Source organism: Lactobacillus porci, from assembly GCF_009695985.1.
In the GTDB taxonomy this organism is placed as follows: domain Bacteria; phylum Bacillota; class Bacilli; order Lactobacillales; family Lactobacillaceae; genus Lactobacillus; species Lactobacillus absianus.
In genome coordinates, this window is record NZ_VUMX01000014.1 from 1 (window position 1) to 20,261 (window position 20,261).

The window sequence follows — 20,261 nt, forward strand, 5'->3', positions numbered from 1 at the left end:
TGCTCCATCAGACTTGCGTCCATTGTGGAAGATTCCCTACTGCTGCCTCCCGTAGGAGTTTGGGCCGTGTCTCAGTCCCAATGTGGCCGATCAGTCTCTCAACTCGGCTATGCATCATTGCCTTGGTAGGCCGTTACCCCACCAACTAGCTAATGCACCGCGGGCCCATCCTAAAGTGACAGCTTAAAGCCGCCTTTCAAGCGTCTTTCATGTGAAAGTCGTTGTTATCCGGTATTAGCACCTGTTTCCAAGTGGTATCCCAGTCTTTAGGGCAGGTTGCCCACGTGTTACTCACCCATCCGCCGCTCGCGTCCAACAAGTCACCCCGAAGGGATCCTTGAATTCAGCTCGCTCGACTTGCATGTATTAGGCACGCCGCCAGCGTTCGTCCTGAGCCAGGATCAAACTCTCATTTTGAAAATGAGCTCTTTTTAATCTGCTCCAGATTATTGCTTGCGAATTGACTTCGCTTATTTGTTTGGATTCAAGTAAACTTGAACCCGCACACTGCGAAACTTTGTTCAGTTTTCAAAGTACCAACTTGTTGCTTGCCTCTCGGCGACGCAACGCTTTATATCTTAGCAAGATGATGAATCCTTGTCAACATCTTTTTTAGATTTTGTTTCCTTAGAAAAGCGCTTCGGTTTTCCCTCGCGAACGAATAATACTTTACCTTCTTTTAATTGGTTCGTCAAATTTACTTTTTCATTCGTTTTACATGGTGAACACGGGGACGTGTTGTAACAAATTAGATTTTTCGCTCCGGATTATCTGCCCGCTAATTTCCGCTTACCACCTACAGACTGCTTCAATAGTTCGCGTTCTGCTCTTTTTTCAGCAAAAACTTTTTACAAATTTTTTGTTTATTTGCTTTTTTTAGACTTCTTTCCTGACAGAAAGCGAAAACCGTTAAGTCAACATGTGCTGAACTTAACGGTTTCTTGCTTTTATTTTTTCGTTTTGGCTTGCTGTCTGCTTATTCAATCCGCCAGAGGCTGATCGCAACTTGGCGGCCGGAAACCTGATCCAGCGTCTTGGCCCATTCAGCCAAGGTCGTACTATCGGCATACCACACTTCATGCAGGCCATACTTAAAGTGCATTGCCCCACTTTCGGCATCCCGCTTGGGAATGACTTTCTTCTGGTCAAGCAGGGCCGCGACCTGGCTGCTTGTTAAAGCCGCCGCGCTCTTGCCCTTAAAGTCAAAGCCGCCATTGGCCAAAGCGTAGGAGACGTTAGGCAGCTGCTTGAATTTTCTGGCCACCTGCTTCAAGAATGCCTTGTCAGCCTTTGGGCCAGGCTTGGTTCCGCTATAGTGCAGGTTGTAGCACATCACGACATAGTCTGGTCCTTTTGGAAGCTTGACTGTCTTGGGCGTTGAGCTCTCCAAGACTACCCGCAGCTGCAAGCCGCCTTTTTGGCATCGCGTCTGCAGCTCCTCCTCAAAGGAAATAAATTTCCGCCACAAGGACAAGTCGCCGCGGATTTTTTCAAAATCCAGCTCAACTCCGGAAAAATGCTGGCTTTTGGCCAGCGAAACGATTTCCTGCACGGCCTGCTTTCTAGACTCTGGCGTTTCTAGCAGGCTTTGCAGAAGCTCCAGGCTTTTTAGATCGTTTGGCCGGTCATTGACCACAGTCAAATAGACAGGCAGCTTAGCCACCGAAGATTGGCGGACTCTTTTCGCCAATTCCTGGCTGGCAGCTGGCAAAAAGAGCCGGTTCTTTTTCGTGTAGCTCGCCGCAAAATCGCCTAACGCGGCAATCTTTCCCGCGTGCTGATAGACGCTGGTCAGACTGGACTCATTGTCCCAGTAGACTGACCACAGGTACAGCTGGCGCTTTCCCTTGAGCAAGGCACTGATCTGCTGGTCCTGACTTAAGTCCGTTTTTTGGCGCGGCTTGTCCTGCTCTGCCCTTTGCTCGCATCCCCCGCTAAGCAAGGCGAGACAAACGACTAGAGCCAAGCTTTTGAGTGGGTGATTCATCTTTGCCTCCTACAAATTGACAATAAACCAATTGATGACCGCGTTCCAGAATTTGCTCCACTTGTCCTTGAACAAGTCCCAGCCATGCAAGCGCTCATCATAGTAGGTCCGCTGATCATCCGGCGAAGTGACGACCAGGTTCTTGAAGACGCCATCGTAAACGTCATCGGCAATATTGCGCTGACTGGCCCCGAAGCCGCCAAAAATGCTCTCTAGAGCCAAGCCGCCCGCTGGCTGGCCGGCCAATTTGACCTGCTTGGCCACGCGGATGCCATCGACTTTCAAGTCCAGCCGGTCGCCGGCCACGGTCAGGTCCAGCTTCACGTCGCCTGGATCCTGAATCTGGATGGCCGGCACGTACTCTTTAGCCCCCTGCTTGACCGTCTTTGGCTTCTTGCGGGCTGCTTTAGCAGCTTTGAGCCGGTAAAGGCCCGCAGTGGTATTGTTTCTGGCAAATTTTGCCCGGACTTTCAGCTCAGCCGTCAGGGCAGCCTGCTTGTCCTGGGGAATTGAAACCGGATGGTCATCATGGAGCTTGAACATGTCCTGCTTGACCAAGGTCCTGACGTGTCCAGCCGTCTTCTGGCGGACATACAAGACGTTGTTTTCAACGGACACCGCCAGGTAGTCCGTATAGTCCTTTTTCTTGGTCGCAGTCCCCTGGGTGCGCAGGTAGATGGTCTGCTGGCCGATCTTATTGCCCAAGAGCTCGCACTGCAGGTGGCAGTCCCGGAACTGCTTATTTTTTAGGGCAATCAAGCCATTTGATTCAGACTCTGAGGTTACGGCAACCAGGTCATTCTTGAATTCCGCCGCTCCTTTGACCAGTTTCCATTGGTTGAACTTCCGCTTGTTGCCCTTGACGAACTTGATATTGCCCTTGTCTTTTTTCGGCAAGTCATCCCTGATCCGCATCAGGAGGTGGTTCCTGTACCACCAGGCCTGCGGCTCAAGCCGGGTCAGGTCATAAGGCGATGACTTGCGGCTGTTCCAGGAATAGCCCTCCCGGTTGACGTTCAGCTTGAACATGCCCTCTAAATTGCGGGCGTTGACCGCGGAAACATTGGCATTGTTCCCGTAGCGGCTGGTGTTGGAGTGCATCAGGCAATACAGATCAGGCAGCTGGCCAACCCGCTGGCCATAGACCTGCTTCATCAGCTGGTAGTCTTTGCTCAGGCGCTTGTCCATCTCCCGCGTGCTCTCCACGGGAATGTGGTTCTTGTCGCGAATGTAGTCCATCAGGTAGTGGTTGTAGTTTCTGCCGATGAACTGGTTGACCTCGACGAATTCCCGCGAATCCAGCTCGCCTAGGAAGCGGCCGTAGCGGTCATAGGCATTGATGTAGGAGAGGCGGTAGCCATTGGTCCCCAGTTCCCAGAAGCCCTGCTTTTGCAAATTCTGCAAGTCTTTGGGCGAGACGAATTTCTGGTCATTGTTCTTGAACTTTTCCCCGTAAGTCAAAATACTGGCCTGGTAGTTCATTTTTTCCAGCAGCTTTTCCGTAAACAGCAGCGTGTCCTTGCGCCCATCTTCAAACATGATAAAGACGGCTTTCTTAGGCAGAGGCTTGTCATGATAGTAGTAATCCTCAAGATCTTTCTGGCTGACCGTCACGTAGCCCAGACGCTTGAGGTCGGACAATTCCTCATCAAGGCGCTTGATGGCGATCAAGCTGTCTGTCCCCTGGCGGTCCACCCCAAAATAGGACAAGGCCACGAAACCATGGTCGCTCTTGCGAGTCGACATGATCTTTGGATCATTTTCATCGTAATGCTGGTAGCTCTTCATGACGAAAAGGGAGTGAATGGCAACATAGGCAATCACGATAATGCTGACTAATTCAAGAATGCCGCGGACGAATTTGATCACGTCCTTCTTTGTTTGAAAAAGCGGTCGCTTTTTTGCCAAGGCAGAAGCGCGCTTTTCCTGCTTGTCTTCAGCCATTGCTCTCCCCTCCTTTCATGGATATTTTGCCTGCTTTAGCCTCTTTCTTGGCCTCTTTCTTAGCTTTTTCCTTGACGTCGCTTGGCGTCATCCGCGTGCCCCAGGTTGACTTCCAGAAGGTGAACCAGGCAATCGGCATCTGCCACAACAGCACGACTTCATAGTAGAGGCAGAAGAGGAAGCCAAAGGCCCAGGTGCTGCTCTTTCTCAGCAAGAGCTGGGCAAAAGTCATCATCAGGCTCATCAGCATCAACCCAACCAGGAAAGTCGTTGGGAAAATGTGCTGGGTCAGCGGCACCCACATCAGGTTGTAAACCACGACGACCGGCGCCAGCATCGGCACGATCAGGCCAATATAGAAGTTGATCGCCGCGTATGGCTCCTTGCGCCACATGAAAAGGCCAGCCCGCAGCGACTCGCGCAGCCATGACCGCTTCCAGCGCATCTGCTGCTTTAAGAAGACCTTGTGCTTGCGCGGCACAATGGTTGAGCAGACAGCCGTGTCCTGGTAGCCGCAGCGGTTGTGGCGGAGGATGAAATTGGTCATGGAGCGGTCATCGCCAAAAGTGGCCTTATGCCCCAAAAAGCGCTGGTTGATCCAGTCATCCTTGTACTTGAGCACCAGATCCCGCCGGTAGCAGGACAAAGGCCCGCTTAAGCAGGTCACCGCGTCAAAAATTCCTTCGGCTGCCTTCATGATCCGGAAGGCAATGTAGTAGCGGACTGACTGCATCTCTGTCAAGGCATTGGTGTAAGTGTTGGCCACGTCGCAGCGACCAGCGCAGCCGCCCATCTTCGGGTCTTGGAAAGGCTGAACCAGGTTGACCACGGCATCCGGCTCCAAGAAGGAGTCCGAGTCAACGAACATGACCAGGTCAGTGTCGGTATTCTCCACCCCCCGGACCAAGGCATCGCGCTTGCCGGCATTCTTTTCCTGAACGAAGTACTTGAAGCGGTCTTTGATCCGGTAGCGCTTATCTTCGCTTTTGAGCAGCTTTTGGTACAATTCCTCGATTTTTTCGACTGAACGGTCAGTCGAGCAGTCATCAACGACGATCACTTTCAGCTTGTCGACTGGGTAGTACTGGTCCAGACAGGACAAGATGGTCGTCTGAATCCAGGTCTCTTCGTTAAAGCAGGGAATAATGATCGTCACCGACGGGGTAAAGTCGGGGTTGACCGGGACTGGCTTGTAAAGAGCGCCAAACAGGTAGCGCGTCAGCAAGAAGGCGGCCGCGATCAGCGAGTAGGTATACAAAATGGCATTGTACTTGTAGTAGATCACCGACTCAGCCCGCATCAAGACGACGCAAAAGGCGACTAATGCCAGGCACCAGGAAGCGCCAACCAAGATAAAGCGGTCCTTGTGCCGCTTCATGTAGCTGGCCAGATTGGCAGAAAACTGGACCCCGATTGCCTGCTGGGCATCGTTGCAGCGGATAAGCTTGGCAGAAGTCCGAAAGCGCATCTCATGGCCTTCCGGCATGGCGCCAGCCGGCACCTTGAACTTCAGGCGCAGCTTTTCCGCGTCCTTAAATTTCTCATAGTCATCCTGGTCCTTGAACTTGATCAGCATCCCCGTATCAGAGATGTCCGCGCAGGTTCCGGCAGCCTTAACCAGATGCGCGTGATGGCGGGCGCTCAATTTGACCTTAAAGTCGCTCACGTAGCGGATCCCCAGCCGGTAGTCGCTCATCACCGATGAAAGGTTCTCGTCTGCGGTAATGTCCCCGCGCCGGTCCATTTTGGAGCGCTGGCGGCTTGGATCAGGAACGTTGGGCAAAAGGCGGCGGTCCTTTTTCTCATCAAGGAGAACTTCGCCATTGACTTTGAATTCTTTCCCTGTCATTTTTATCTGCCTCCCATCACCCTGCCGGAGAAGTCGCTGGTATATTCATCAACGCGCGCGAACTTGTAGCCCTCCTTTTTCCAGATTGGAATCATCTTGTCGAGCATCTGCGGCGTCAGATAGGCATTCTCCAAGCTGTGCATAACAATCACGCTTCCGCTTGCAACGTTGAAATCACCTGCGGATTTCGGTGAGCCATAACGCATCTCCTTGACGTACTTGTCATAGTCTTTGCGGGCATAGTCATCAGTTGAGACGTTGCCGGAAATGACGTAGCGAAAGCCCACGTCGAAGGCTTCGAACAGACCGGCCTTGCTGACTTCCAGGGTCGGCGGCCGGAAGTCCGGCTGCAAAGCCGGCTTGCCGGCAACCTTGACGTCGCCGACGTACTTGTTCAATTTCTCATAGGACTTGACCAGGTCCTTGCGCAGCTTTAGCCGCTCAGCCTTGGTCAGATTGCGGTAGGCCGTATGCTTTTTGTTGGCAACGGCCAGCTGATCGTGCGAATTGGAGTGGCTGGCAATCTCATGCCCGTCTAGCGCGATTGCCCGCAACAGATTCGGGTTGTACTGGACGTTCTGGGTCAAAATGAAGAAGGTTGCCTTGACGTGGTGCTTCTTTAAGACATACAGGATCTTGTTGATCGAGTTGTCGCTTCCCCAGTCGTCAAAAGTCAAAAACAGGACTTTCTTGTCGGTCAGCCGGCCAATTTTGTTAAGCTGGGCAATTTCAGAGTCATTAAAGCCGGGCAGCTTCTTGCGGCTAACCACGAAATTCGAGCCCACGTAGTGCCGCTTCAGATAGCCAAAGCGTTCAGCCGGCGTTTTCAGATTGGCCAAAAAGTCCTTGTTCATCGTGACTTTATCCTGCTTTGGCGGATTAAGCCGGTAGACCAAAGGCGAAGCCAGCAAATGGCTGACCGTCTTGATTTGATAGCGGCTTTTTGGTGCCGTGACCTTGGAGCCGTGAGCCTTGTAAGCAATTGAATCCAAGTGCTCGCGGATCATGGCCATCACCATATCGCCCATGATGGTCTTCTGCCCCGCCCGGCTCCCCTGGTCATGCCGGTAATAGCCCAAGTTGAAGTAGTCTAGGCTCCCGCGGCTGAAGCGGACCTTGGCAACTTTCCGCGCGGCTTTTCCCAGGCTGCTTTGGTCAGTTGCCGCGGTCTTGCTGGCAATCATCGACCGCGTTGTCCCGACCGCCTGCATCCCATAGGCATGGATGGCCTGCAGAACGGCCTTCTTGGCATTTTTGCCGGTCAGGTAGACCAGCTTAGGCTGATCGTCATAGCGCCACTTGCAGTAGGCCAAGGAATCATGCAGATATTCGCAGGTCCCGGTAAAGTCGGCCTTGTACTGGTTGTTTGGAGCATAGACCAAGCCGATTTCATGGCCTTGCTGGCGCAACTGGCTAATTGCCGGCCCAGCGGTCCGCAGCTCATCAAAGCTGGCAAAAAAGGTGCCTTGGTAGCCCCGCTTGTTCAAGCGCTGGGCCACGTCCAAGTCAACGGCTTGATTGGACAGGTTGCCGAAAGTAAAGACCACCGCTTGTTCAGTAGTTGGCACGTACTTCAAGAAGTTAGCCTGCCGGCCTTGATTTTGCTTTTTCAGCTGGGCGATCTTCGACCGTGACAGCTGGGGAATCGTGCCTGAGTCCTTTAAGATGGTGCTGAACTTGACCACTTTGTACTTGCCCTTGTCCGCCTTGGCCAAAAGCTCGCCAATCTCCTTGGTCTGGTCCGCTTGGTACAGGTAGTAGGCTCCCCGGCTAAGTTTGGCGGGATTTTGGGCCTGGACCGGGATCAGGCTGACTTGCCAGCAGGAGCGCTTGACGGCGGTCTCATTGTCGCCCTGGTGCATGACGTAGGCGATAGGCTGATAGCCATTCTTCGTCAGGGCTTCCTTGCCCTTTTCGATGTTTTGATATGCCCCGGCAATGGTCAAGCTGGCCTTGTCGGCTAAGCCGCCAGTTTCAATCCCATAGCCGTCAGCAGTCATTCGCTTGACCAGCTGGCTGGGCGTGGTGCCGTTGACGACGAAGGAAGCGCTGGCCTGGTGGGCCGTCAGTTCATGCTTAACGGCCTCGTATTCACTGGTCGTATCGACTCCCTTGACCAAGAGGGCCAGCTGCTTTTTATTGGTCAAAGAATAGCGGTAGATCACGGCTTCTTGGCTTGGATCAGCCAGCATGGCCTTGATGTAGGACGCGGATTTTTCCACGCCTAAATCATCCAGCTTGACATTGGCAATCTTCTGCTTGGCTAAGGCAGCCAAGAGCCACTTGGTGACCTGGTCGATCTCCACTTCTTTCTTGCGCTTCCTGGCTGCCTGGTCGCGCAGATCGGCCTGCTTGTCCAACGCCGGCGTCGCGGCCACGATTGCCGGCTCTTGATGGGTCTTGTCAGCCAGGCCATCCAGCTTGACGACCACGATCCGGTGACCATCAAGGTGCTTGACGTAGTTTTGGGCTTCCTGCTGGCTGGTGAAGGTTTTGCTGTCGATCAGGTCGCTTTCATCCGGAACCACCACCTGGTCAAAGCCAGTTGCTTTGGCGGCCTGCAAGAGGCTGGAATCCCAGCTGGTCCCCATCAGGTAGTTTTTGCTGATTTTTCGCTCGCTCTCTGACTCCAGGGTTTGTTTGGCCAATTGTAGGGTAGAGAGGGCTTTTTTCAGCGGCATGGCGCCAAGATTTTCCTTGCCGGTAATCCCATTGCCGATCACCCTTTGCCCATTTTTGGCAATTTCCCTGAGCAGGACGTCGTTTTCCCGGGCATGGGCCGCGGGAACGGCAAAAGTCGCCTTAATCCGGTATTGCTTGAGCAGGCGGAGGATGTGTTCATCGATTTCCTCATCTTCATTGATGCCGGCAAATACCAGGGAAACTTTGACCGTCTTGGTCGCCTGCTTGCTGGTGATCAAGTCGCTGGGCGCGCTCTTGCCGTATTTGGCCAGCAGCTTGCCAGAGACCGGCTGCTTTTTCAGGCTGGTCGTTCCATCGACATGAACGTCGATCTTGCGGCTGAGCCTGGCAATCTGCACGCCCCGGTAGGCGGTCCAGCCCAAGAGGCAAATGGCTGCCGCGATCACCAGGATCAAGACGCCCATGCCGGTGCTGGTCTTTTCGCCGTGCCGGAGCAGGTAGCGCTTGTGGTCTGATTTTTGGGCTGAACTCTTTTTTCCTTGCTCCTTCATTTTTCTCATCCCTTCGCTTGCAAAATCTTACAAAGACCAGTAAGAAAAGCCGGCCTGCTTAACCAAGGCTGGGTCATAGATGCTCTTGACGTCGATCAGCAGCTTATCTTTTTCAGGGATATCCTTGAAGTGCTGGTCAAGCTCGGCCATTGACAGGTCCTTGTATTGCTGGTGGGCGACAGCCACCAGGAGGCAGTCGGCATCCTGAATTTCAGCCAGAGGCTTCAAGTCAAGGCCATAAACCCGCTTGACCAAGGCCGGGTCAGCCCAGGGGTCAGCTACTTCGACCACGATGCCGTAGTCCTGCAGCTTGTGAATAATGTCAACCACCTTGCTGTTGCGGATGTCCGGGCAGTCTTCTTTGAAGGTGATGCCCAAAACCGCCACCTTGCACCCCTTGAGCCGCTTGCCCAGCAAGGCCAGGCGCTTGATCACGCGGCCGCCGATGAACGCTGCCACCTGGTTGTTGACCTGCCGCGTCGCCGTCAAGACCCGGGGATGGTAGCCCAAGCCTTCCGCCTCTTCAATAATGTAGTAAGGATCAACGCCAATGCAGTGGCCGCCGACCAGCCCAGGCTGAAAGCCGAGGGCGTTCCACTTGGTATTCATCCCATCGACCACTTCTTTGGTGCTGATGCCCAATTTTTCAAAAATTACCGCCATTTCGTTGATAAAGGCAATATTGACGTCTCTTTGACTGTTTTCAGTGACTTTGATCGCCTCAGCTACTTTAATTGAAGAAACCGGATAGGTCCCCGCTTTGATGATCAGGTCATACAAGCCCTTGATCTTCATCAATGAATCCTCGTCCATGCCGGAAACGACCTTTTTGATGGACGCGACCTTGTGGACCGGATCGCCAGGATTGATCCGCTCAGGCGAATAGCCGACCTTAAAGCCGCTGCCGCACTTGAGCCCACTGTTTTTCTCCAGGATGGGCGCGCAGACGTTCTCAGTAATGCCTGGCGAAACGGTGGATTCATAGACCACGATGGCGCCAGGCTTGAGATTGCGGCCAATGATCTCACTGGCTGACCGAAGCGGGCGCAAATCGGGCATGTGGTCCTGGTAGACCGGGGTCGGCACGGCCACGATCACGAAGTCGCCCTTGCTGATCTCCCGCTCATCGCTGGTAAAATGGACCTTGCTGGCCTTAAGGCGGGCTGAGCCCACTTCCCCAGTTGGGTCCACCCCTTTTTGATAGTTGGCAATCTTCTGCTGGTTGATGTCAAAGCCGATCACTGGCAGCTGCTTGGCAAATTCAAGGGCCAGGGGCATCCCCACATAGCCCAAGCCTACCAGGCAAACTACCGGCAGGGCTTTTTCTGCGGTATTCTTGTTCATTTTGATTCTCTCCCTATTTTCCTGAAACTTAATTCCTTAATAATATTATTAGCACAGATGTAAGCGCTTTTCAAGACGGTTTCATAATAAGAAGCAACCTTTTTGATAGCTTTCAAAGAACTTTTTTAATAATAAACTTGGTATAACTTATTTTTCTTTCTCATATAGCAAAAAATGGCCAAGACGCGTGCCAGGACAAGACCAATCAAAAAAGGTACTATTAAACCAAGTCACTAATTCAGATTATCGAGGTAAACCAGATGAAAAAATACGATTTTGAGACCCTCCTGGACCGCCGCGGCCATGATGCCCTGGCAGTCGACGCGATTGGCATGGGCGGCTTCGCCCCGGACAAGGCCAAGGAAGGCTTTGACACCATTCCAATGTGGGTGGCCGACATGAACTTTCCAACCGCATCGTCGATCCAAGATGCAATTATCGCGCGGGCCAAGCATCCAGCCTTTGGCTACTTTTTGCCCAGCGATAAGTACTTTGACGCCATCATCAACTGGCACAAGGAGCATAAGGGAGTCGCGGACCTTAAGAAAGAAGATATTGGCTATGAAAATGGCGTTCTTGGGGGCGTCGTTTCTGCCTTGAAAGTCTTCGCTTCAGCTGGCGACCCGGTCCTGCTGCACTCGCCAACCTATATGGGCTTCACCCACGCTCTTGAAGACAACGGCTTCCACATCGTCCACAGTCCTTTGAAAAGAGATGCCGCCGGCACTTGGCGGATGGACTATGAGGACATGGAGCGGAAAATTCAGGAGAACCACATTCACGTGGCCGTCTTCTGCACCCCCCACAATCCGTGCGGGCGCGTCTGGACCAAGGAGGAAATTGCCCAAGCCATGGCGGTTTATGAGCGCAACCACGTCTGGGTGATTTCTGATGAGATTTGGTCGGACCTGCTGCTGAACGGGCACCAGTATACCCCAGCCCAATCAGTCAGCGCCTGGGCTCATGACCATGTCCTGGCCTTCTACGCGCCATCCAAGACCTTCAACCTGGCCGGGCTCATCGGCAGCTACCACGTCATCTACAATCAGCCAATCAGAGAGCGGGTCGAGGCCATCGGTGCCAAGACGATCTACAATTCCATGAACGTCTTCTCAGAGCATGCCCTGATTGGCGCTTATTCACCAGAAGGCAGCAACTGGCTGGGGCAATTGCTGCCGGTCCTGTCTGCCAACGTCAACCTGGCCTGCGACTATATCGACCATAAATTTGCCGGCGTAACGGCCTTCAAGGCCGAAGGCACCTACATGCTCTTCCTTGACTGCTCAAAGTGGCTGCAAGAGCGCGGCCTGAGCCAGCAAGAACTTTTGAAGAAGGGCTGGGACTACGGGATCGGCTGGCAGGACGGCCGCCTCTTTCAAGATGCCAGCAGCCTGCGCGTCAACCTGGCCTCCCCGCACAGTCAAATCAAAAAAGCCTTCGAGCGCATGGACAAGTACGTCTTTAACGCTTAAAGGCACTCACGCAATTTCAGGCATGCAAAAAGGCGGTCCGTCAACAGACGGATCGCCTTTTTTGCTGATTTTGAATTCGTGCCTTGGCTTAGTTAGACAAGACCTCTTCGTCGGCTTCGCGCTTCATTTCAAGCTTGCGCAGCCATGGCAGCAGGAAGCCAGTCCCGAACAAGACCAGCACGGAGAAGATGTTCATCCACAGCTGGTTGGTCCAGGCTTGGGTGCCAAATTGCGCTTCTTGCGGCAAGAAGCCCATCGTCGCGCAGGCAAAAGTAAACAGGAAGCACCACCAGCCGACAGCCAGGGCCCCCTTCTTGTTCTTGATGAAGACAAAGTCTGACTTGAACTTGTCCTGCTGGTAGCGGATGGCCAGGAAGGCAATAAAGACTACGGAAGTCTTGTATGGGGAAACGATCCCGTTCAAGTTCAGCAGCCAGTTGAAGATATCGTTGATTTCTGGCAAAGTCCCTGACAAAAGCAGCAGGAAGAGGGCAATGCCCGCCGTCAGCATGTAGCTGTGAACCGGACGGCCCGACTTGTTCTTCTTCAAGATCCACTTTGGCATGTACTCACTGGCCGTGTCGGACGCGAAGACCCGGCTGGCCGCGTCAACCAAGGCTGCCAGCTGAGCCAGCATGAAGAAGAGCTGGACGGCAGCGAAGACGTACATCAGGGTGTTGCCCATGCCGGCTTCCCGGCCCAGGATCTGGAAGGCATAGTAGGACCCGTTCATCTTGAAGTCCTTTGGAATGTTGTGGGTGTCAAACAAGGCAGCCAGGCCCAAAGTCTGGAAGATGGTCATAAAGGCCGTCATGAAGACCAGGGCCCACATTGACTTAGGGAAGTCGCGGACTGGGTGCTTCAGGCGGGAAACGTACGGCGCGGCCAGTTCCGCCCCGGACATGGCAAAGATCAGCAGACCGGTCGTTGAGAAGTAGTGCAGGCTAAAGGATGGCTTCAGGTTTGACCAGGTCAAAGGCGTGGCCATGTGGGCACCGTGGGTCAAAGCCCAGGCAACCAGCAGGACAAAGATGAAAGACATGCTGAACATGGCGATCCCGCCGATCAAGGACATGATGTCCAGGGCCTTCCGGTAGGAATTTTCAAAGACCAGGAAGAGCAGGATGATCACGAAGGTCAGCAGGCCGAAAGTAAAGGTCGACATGTGCTGGCTCAAGGTGTTGTTGCCCAGGATCAGCCAGGAGATGGCCACGATGACTGAGTTGGAAACGTCAACCAAATATGGAATGGTCTGGGCCCAGTACATCCAACTGGTCGCGTAGCCCAAGGCATCAGAGCCGGTCCCCCGGCGAATCCAGGAGGCCAGACCGCCGGCCTCATTTTCCTTAAAAGTCAAGCCCAGCTGGGTTACGATCATTTCGTAAGGAATGATGTAGGTCGCCAGCAGGAACAGCCAGGAAATTACGACTGACAGCCCTTGGTTCTGGAAGGGGAAGAAGATGTCTTCAAACCCGATGATGGTCACATAGTCCAGCATGGCCAGGGTCAGCCAGCTCATGTAGTTTTTGTTCTTTTTTTCTTCGATCAATTTATTACCTCTTTAGTGATTAAGCATTTCGTTTTCTCCCAATCACCAGCGGAGGGTCGTTCTTTTGATAAGACACAGGCATCCCCTTTCCGCGCAATACCGCTTGCTATTTCGTCTTTGCTTTCTAAAAGCAATGTTTCCAGTATAGCCGCGTAAAGCGCTTCAAGGCAAAGGGAAATTTCCTATTTGCTAAAAAGCGTTAAAATCTTAATAATTTTCATAAGAGATATGAATATTTGCCAACATGAGCTAGAATTTATAAAGAAACAAGAACATGCTGATAGAAAGGTTTAGAGATTATGCACTATTTAGCCATCGCTGGCCGCGTTGAAGTCAAGAACTTTATTCCCTACGACTGGCCATTTATGGAACTCACGGAAAACATGAACCCGGCGGACTTGGCCGCGGTCGTCATCAAGCGCGGCGACAGCCGGGCTGAGGGCATGTGGCACCTCTTTGCAAAGCAGCTGCAATTGCCCCTGCCTTTGATCGTCATCGACCCTGAAGCTGACCAAAAGGCCGTTGCCGCTGAGATCGTCGCCAAGGCCAAAAGCTACGCGGATCAGGTCTTGCCGCCATTTTTGACCGACCTGATCGACTTTGCCCAGCGGGATGCCTTGATGCTGGCCACGCCAGGCCACCACAACGGACACTTTTACCAGCGCCACCCAGCTGGAGCAGCCTTGTACAACTTCCTGGGCGACAACTTCTTCAAGTTTGACGTTTCAGACACCCTGCCGGAACTGGGCGACATGATGACCCACGAAGGCACGCCCCTGACCGCCCAAAAGCAGGCGGCCAAGGCCTTCAACGCCGACAAGGTCTACTTCTGCACCAACGGGACCACCAGTTCCAACACCATCTGTGCCCAAGCCCTCCTGAAACAGGGCGACTTGGTCCTGTTTGACCGCAACAACCACAAGTCCCTTTACAACAGTGCCTTGATCATGACCGGGGCCAAGCCGGTCTACCTGCCAACCGACCGCAATGCCGATGGGCTGATCGGTCCCTTGACCAAGGAAGCCTTGGATGAAGACCGGATCCGCCGGGAAATCGCCAAGGTCGACCCGGCACGGGCTCAAGCCAAGCGGCCCTTCAGAATGGCCGTCCTGCAGCTGGAAACCTATGACGGGATCTTCTATGATGCCCGACTCCTGCTCAAGAAGCTTGGCAAGCTCTGCGACTACATTCTCTTTGACTGTGCCTGGGGCGGCTATGAGCAGTTCGTCAAAGTCCTTGACGGCACCTCTCCATTGGCCCAGGAATACGGACCAGATGATCCCGGCATCCTGGTCACCCAGTCCATCCACAAGCAGCAGGCGGGGATGACCCAGGTCTCCCAAATCTTGAAAAAAGACCGCCACATCAAGGGCCAGGCCCGCTACGTCGACCACAAGCACTTCAACCATGCCTATCTTAAGTACGTGACAACCTCATATTCTTATCCGCTCTATGCCTCACTGGTCGTCAACGCGGCCATGGCGGCCAGCCCGGCCTGCCGGTCCTGGTGGGATGAGACCACCCGCCTGGGAATTGAGTTCCGCAAGGCCTTGCTGAAGGAGAGCAAGCTGTTTAAGCCGCTCATTCCTAAGTATTTCCATGGGCAAAAGTGGGAAGAGGTCCCAACCGAAGTTTTGGCCAACGATCCTGAAGCCTGGCAGCTGCATCCAGATGACGCTTGGCATGGCTTTAGAAAAATCGCTGACGGCGAAGCCCTGATCAGTCCGGAAAAAGTCACGGTCATGAATCCGGGGATCGACCTGGAGCATGAGGAATTCACCGACCAAGGGATCCCGGGCTCAGTCGTGGAAGAATTCCTCCACGAGCGCGGGATCATTCCGGAAAAGTCCGACTCCTACTCCACCCTCTACCTGCTCACCCCAGGCGAAAGCGAAGCGGACCTGCGGACCGTCCTGGACGCCCTGCTTGACTTTGAAAAGGCATATGAAAATCATGCTCCCCTCAGCGAAGTCATGCCGCGCCTTTACCGCCAGCACGCGGACCGCTACCAGGGCTACACTTTGGACCAGCTCTGCCAGGAAATTCATGAATACTACAAGCAAAGCCAGATCTTCAAGTACCAGCAAGAGCTCTTCTTAAAGCCAAGCTTCCAGGACTACCAAATGCTGCCAAGCCAAGCGGACCTGGCTTTTAATGAGTCAAGATCCGAATTGGTCAAGCTGGATGACTTGGAGGGCCGCACCGCCCTTGAAGGTGCCCTTCCTTACCCGCCAGGCGTCTTCGTCGTGGCGCCTGGGGAAAAGTGGCAAAAGGGCGATATTGACTACTTCAAGATCTTGATTGGCTGCGCCCACAAGTTCCCGGGCTTTGACCCGGAAATCCAGGGCGTCTACCAAGAAGACGAAGACGGCCAGGTTCAAGTCTACGGCGAAGTCTTAAAGGAAGATTAGCCCTCATTTTTCAAAAAGAAAGCGACAAGCAGCAAGAACAATGACCAATGGAATACTAATTATCTAGAGAATTTAGAAAGGAGAAAGGCGTGTTCCCCCCTCGATTGAAATCGAAGGTTTCCGCGCGCCACATATTCATGAAGAGAAGCATTAAGATTTTAGCGGCCATCCTGGCCGCGGCAGCCTTGACTGGCTGCTCCAAAAAAAGCGCTGGCAAGCACACGGACGTCAACAAGGCGGCCAGTTCCCTGGCCAGCTCCAACGTGGTCACCCAGACCAGCAACCGGATCAACTACCAAAACTACCAAAAGATCAAGGTCGTGGAAAAGACCGGCAGCACCCTCCAGGACGTCAACCAGCTCCTGGGGCGCAAGGCGGACGCGATTTCCAAAAGCAGCAACAACGGCGTCAAAGTCAAGGTCTACACCTGGCAAGGCGTGGCTGGCGGAATGGCCGGCTCCAACCTGACGGTTGAATTTGCCAAAGGCGTGGCCCTGGTCAAGCAGATCAGCGGCTTCAAAGTGAACCGGCAAAAGGACATCACCCTGAAAGACTACCAAAAGCTGAAAAAGGGCCAAAGCCAGGCCGCAGTCAAGACCCTGTTGGGCCAGCCCAACGGCTACTCAGAATCTGATTATGACAACAAGGTCACCATCCTCTGGATCTATACCAGTGGCCTCAAAGGCGAAGGCCGGCCAAGCCTCTACGTCACCTTCCAAAACGGCAAGCTGCTCAGCAAGCAGCAAAGCGACTTGGAATAAAGCATCAAGAGGCTGGAAATAAAAAAGGCTTCTAGAAGTGGAAAAAATTCTGGAAGCCTTTTTATGTGTCTCAAATCACAGCAGAGAGCTGCTGGAGCTCAAAAGTATCCAACTGACGCCTTTTTCCCCAGACTCTTGTTTGCTTCTTGTAAAGATTAATTCAAAAAGAAAAAAGCAGGTCAAAGACCTGCTTCGTTCGTACTCTGATGCCCACTAAAGGAGTCGAACCTTCACTCTGTTGCCAGAACAGCGACCTGAACGCTGCGCGTCTGCCAATTCCGCCAAGTGGGCTTTCTTTTTTAGTGACTCGTTCCCGATCACGCTTATTATATTACCGGAGATTTTTCAGAAAGTAAAGCTTTTTTCGCAACTTTTTTCAATTTTCTTTACAGAAGTCCCAGAAAAGTAAAAAAGAGGCAAAATTGCTTCTTTTTTTCGATAAGATCACAAGTCAACCTTCGTAACTTCGCCACTGGCTACGGCCTTGCGGTAGCCCCCTGGCTGGGGCTGGCCAAAGTGCTTGGCCAGGCGCTCTTCCAGATTGTGCCCGCGGCTGGTGGTCACGACCATTTTATTTTTTCTTTGACTAGAAAAAGCACCTGAAAAATAGCCAAAGAAAAAAGCCAGGAGCGAGCTCCTGGCTTCAGTCATCGTTTGCTATTCATCGACAGCTTTATTAGTTTTTTCTATTTTTAGCGATTTCGCGGATTCTTGCCTTCGCCTGCTTGCCTTTTTCGGCAGAATCATTGCCAATCGTCTTGACCCCTAAAATATCCAGGAAGAAGGTAAAGATCGGCACGGAGACGATTAGCCCCCAGGTGCCGAAGAAGTGCTCGCCCAATAGCAGGACCACGAAGGTGTAGAAAATGGGCAGCTCAGTCTTGGACGACATGAACTTCGGGTTGAGCACATAGGTTTCCAGGGTGTGCAGGACCAGAATCATGATCAAAATGTACAAGATATAGCGATAGCCCCCGACGGAATAAGCCACGATAGACAAAGGAATCATTGAGATGATCACCCCGGCCACCGGCACCAGGCTGCAGATGAAGACCAAGAGCCCCAGGGCAAAGACCTGCGGCATCTTCATGATGGCCAGGCAGACCATGGTCAAGGCCGTGTTGCACAGGGCAATCATAAATTGGGCTTCCAGGACCACCCCAAAGGTGTTGGTAAATTTCTTGCCAAAATAGTAGATATCTTCAAAAAAGCAGCCAAAGAGCTCGCTGGTCAGAAAAGACTTGGAGAAATTCCGCATCTCCTTGAGCTCGATCGTGTAGAAGAAGCTCAAGACCAGGGCCAACAAGAAGGACACGGCGACTGACCCAAAGCCCTTGAGCGCCCCGGTAATGGCGCCCAGGCTGTTCTTTAGCTGGGTGGTCATGTCCTTTTGCGGGACGTACTTGTGCACCTGACTCATCAGCCAGCCCATGTCATCAGACTGGTAGAAGGTGATGACGGAATTGGTCATCTTGTAGATCTGGCGGATCAGGACCGGCACGTAGTAGCGCAGGCCTAGGTACAGCAGGGCCAGCAGGATGACGTAGGTCAAGATGACGACCAGCTTCTCTGAGACATGGACTTTGTTAAAGCGGGCCTGGACAAAGCGGACCAGGTGGACGATCAGGTAGGTAAAAATAAAAGTCAGCAGGATCGTGTTCATCATGGCCCGGACGTAATAAAGAGCCAAGACGGTCAGGACCAGCACGACCGTCCGGCGCAAGTGGACATTCTTAATAAATTTTTGCCAAAGACTGCCTTCCATAAATATATCCTTTTCTCCTTACTTTTGCTAGCTGCTCTTGCCTTTAATTAAAGCACTTTTTCACAAGGCCGTCTCTTACAATTTCCTTAAGTCCAGGCCAATTATAAAATTCACTTATCAAAAGGCTCCGCCGCCGCTGCCGCCGCCAAAGCCGCCGCTTGAGACATCGCTGCCTGAGAAGGAGCCGCCCGAGCCAGCTGAGGAAGAAATCGCCTCATCAAAGCTGGTCGCGAACCCCCCGCTGCTGCCCACGTAGTAGCAGGCCCAGTAAGGATCAGCGGCAATTTCCGCTGGGAATTCCAGCTTCAGCTGCTTGAGCACCTTCTTGGCCAGGCCAAAGGCAATCGCGTAAGGCATGATCTGCTCCCACAGGATCAGCTCGCCGATATCGCGCATCTTGAACTGGCCAATGTCGTTCAGCATCTGCTTGAAAGCAAGCGCGTGCTCAGTTGCCTTGGTCCCTTTCTCCGTCAAAGATGAGAAGCGGTGCAAGCGCAGCACTGACAAGGCAAAAAATGCCAGATTCCAGGCCATGGTCAAGAAGAGGCAGAAGAAGTTCTGCTCGCTTTCTTCATACAAGAAGAAGCAGGCCAGCCCGGCAGCAACGCTGACAAACATGATCGCGTACGCGTAGAAGGTCAGTTTGTCTGCCCGCTCTTGCAGCTGCTTGTCGACGTAGCCCTCTTTGATCAGGGCTTCCTGGCTGTCTTCCTGCCACTGCTTGTAGCTGGACGTAATTCCCTTGCTGTCGCCGTACTTGGTCAGTTCTTGGCTGGTAAAGCTCTTGCCATCTCCCACCTTTTTGAAGATCTTGTTTAAAAGCGGCAGATCGCCCCGGTACTTGCTGGTCTTGACGCAGCGGAAGTTCTGCCCTTCCTGTTCCGGCTTGATCGTCAATTCGCCCTGCCCGGCCCGCATGGCGATTTCCGCGGACAAGGCCGTGCTGTCTGGCGCTTTCTTGTTGACCAGCATCTGGGCCACGGTCGGACTGAAGTCCGGCAAGGCGAAATTGTGCCCCAATTCCTTCTTCGAGCGGACTTTGCTGCCAGACTGGCGGGTCTTGAAAAAGACCGGCAGATAAAGGAGCGGGGCCAAGGCAAAGAGGACCAGGCCAATTCGCTCATAGACCCGCTTGCGAGCCTGCTTGGCCTGGCTGGCTTCAGCCAGGCTTTTTTCCTGAGCCACCACCTTGGCCGCGATCTTACCGGAATGGCGCTTGGGGTTCTTGACCACCAGGCTGTTTGGAAACAGCAGGTGCAGCTCCAAGAAAGTTGCTTCCGGCAGAGCAGCCACTTTGGCTTGAACCAGGCCGCGCTTTGGGTCAACCGTCAAGTGGCCTGGGGCATTGACATGAACCCAGCCCTTTAAAAAGGACAGATTCTGGCCCTTGAAGCGGACCGAGGCCGTAACGTTGGCGATTTCTTTCTTCCAGCCGGCCCCAATGATCTTGAAGTTCAGTTCAGACGCGTCCTGGTAGCTGTCCACCGCGCCGGAAATCCGGTAGCGGTAGACGACCTGGACCTTGCCCTCTTCAACCCGGTGGTAGACCTTGAACTTGTAGGAGTTGCCCTCCTTGCTGAAGTGGTAGACATTGCCGCTTTCAGCCTGGTTGTTCAAGACCGGATGGAAGCTCTTCCCGCTTTCCAGGTCCTTGATTTCAACGCGCTGCTGGCTGACTTTCTGCCCTTGCTCCAGGCTTTGGGTGTAATAGACCCCGTTGGCGGAATCGTCAAAGTCGTAGTCGATCTTTCTCGTCATTGACAAGGAGCCGTCGGCGTTGACTTCGGCCGTCACCTGCATGCGTTTCAAGTCATAGTCGGCCAGAACCCGCTCAGGCAGCAGGCAGGCCAGACCGGTGACCAAAAGCAAGACCAGGAGCGCTAAATGCTTGCGCTTCATTTTTATCCCCTCCTCTTTCCGGACTGATGCAATCGCTATTCTTTCTTAAATTAATTATAATTCAGCAATCTTCTGCCTGGCAATGC

11 protein-coding genes, 1 tRNA gene, 1 rRNA gene and 1 pseudogene are annotated in these 20,261 nt (G+C 53.2%); 3 read left to right on the plus strand and 11 right to left on the minus strand.

Annotation, left to right across the window (positions count from 1 at the left end):
• The 6 genes from FYJ62_RS05975 to FYJ62_RS06000 all read right to left on the minus strand — a co-directional run.
• A 16S ribosomal RNA gene (locus tag FYJ62_RS05975) occupies positions 1-417 on the minus strand; the annotation flags it as partial.
• Positions 418-976: 559 nt separating this feature from the next.
• A complete protein-coding gene (locus FYJ62_RS05980; protein WP_154548751.1) occupies positions 977-1,987 on the minus strand; it encodes a glycoside hydrolase family 18 protein in 1,011 nt (336 codons plus the stop codon).
• A gap of 9 nt (positions 1,988-1,996) precedes the next feature.
• The gene (locus FYJ62_RS05985) at positions 1,997-3,931 is read right to left on the minus strand and encodes a hypothetical protein (RefSeq protein ID WP_154548753.1); all 1,935 of its coding nucleotides are present in this window, start codon (positions 3,929-3,931) and stop codon (positions 1,997-1,999) included.
• A complete protein-coding gene (locus FYJ62_RS05990) occupies positions 3,924-5,780 on the minus strand; it encodes a glycosyltransferase (RefSeq protein ID WP_154548755.1) in 1,857 nt (618 codons plus the stop codon). The genes FYJ62_RS05985 and FYJ62_RS05990 overlap by 8 nt, the downstream gene beginning before the upstream one ends.
• 2 nt (positions 5,781-5,782) lie before the next feature.
• The gene (locus FYJ62_RS05995; RefSeq protein WP_195837404.1) at positions 5,783-8,974 is read right to left on the minus strand and encodes a polysaccharide deacetylase family protein; all 3,192 of its coding nucleotides are present in this window, start codon (positions 8,972-8,974) and stop codon (positions 5,783-5,785) included.
• Positions 8,975-9,001: 27 nt separating this feature from the next.
• Positions 9,002-10,318 carry a nucleotide sugar dehydrogenase gene (locus FYJ62_RS06000; RefSeq protein WP_154548759.1) on the minus strand — a complete coding sequence of 439 codons (1,317 nt, stop codon included), beginning with the start codon at positions 10,316-10,318 and terminating at the stop codon, positions 9,002-9,004.
• A gap of 260 nt (positions 10,319-10,578) precedes the next feature.
• Here FYJ62_RS06000 and FYJ62_RS06005 point away from each other — a divergent pair, with 260 nt between their 5' ends.
• Positions 10,579-11,790 carry a MalY/PatB family protein gene (locus FYJ62_RS06005; protein ID WP_154548761.1) on the plus strand — a complete coding sequence of 404 codons (1,212 nt, stop codon included), beginning with the start codon at positions 10,579-10,581 and terminating at the stop codon, positions 11,788-11,790.
• Positions 11,791-11,878: 88 nt separating this feature from the next.
• Here the strand turns inward: FYJ62_RS06005 and FYJ62_RS06010 are convergent, their stop codons facing one another.
• Complete coding sequence (locus tag FYJ62_RS06010) at positions 11,879-13,309, minus strand: APC family permease (protein WP_407657300.1); 1,431 nt, start codon at positions 13,307-13,309, stop codon at positions 11,879-11,881.
• Positions 13,310-13,638: 329 nt separating this feature from the next.
• Between FYJ62_RS06010 and FYJ62_RS06015 the strand changes: the two genes are divergently transcribed.
• Complete coding sequence (locus tag FYJ62_RS06015) at positions 13,639-15,750, plus strand: putative ornithine decarboxylase (RefSeq protein WP_154548765.1); 2,112 nt, start codon at positions 13,639-13,641, stop codon at positions 15,748-15,750.
• A gap of 137 nt (positions 15,751-15,887) precedes the next feature.
• Positions 15,888-16,511: a DUF3862 domain-containing protein gene (locus FYJ62_RS06020; protein ID WP_154548767.1), complete on the plus strand. Its 624-nt coding sequence runs from the start codon at positions 15,888-15,890 to the stop codon at positions 16,509-16,511.
• A gap of 207 nt (positions 16,512-16,718) precedes the next feature.
• Here the strand turns inward: FYJ62_RS06020 and FYJ62_RS06025 are convergent.
• The 4 genes and pseudogenes from FYJ62_RS06025 to FYJ62_RS06040 all read right to left on the minus strand — a co-directional run bounded on the left by FYJ62_RS06025 (position 16,719) and on the right by FYJ62_RS06040 (position 20,175).
• Positions 16,719-16,802 (minus strand) — tRNA-Leu (locus tag FYJ62_RS06025).
• 189 nt (positions 16,803-16,991) lie between these two features.
• Positions 16,992-17,162, minus strand: a pseudogene (locus FYJ62_RS10915) (hypothetical protein); the annotation flags it as partial.
• A gap of 25 nt (positions 17,163-17,187) precedes the next feature.
• Positions 17,188-18,276, minus strand: coding sequence for an AI-2E family transporter (locus tag FYJ62_RS06035; protein ID WP_154548769.1), 1,089 nt, complete (start codon positions 18,274-18,276; stop codon positions 17,188-17,190).
• A 117-nt stretch (positions 18,277-18,393) separates the two neighbouring features.
• A complete protein-coding gene (locus tag FYJ62_RS06040) occupies positions 18,394-20,175 on the minus strand; it encodes a DUF2207 domain-containing protein (RefSeq protein WP_154548771.1) in 1,782 nt (593 codons plus the stop codon).
• Between the last annotated feature and the right edge of the window lie 86 nt (positions 20,176-20,261).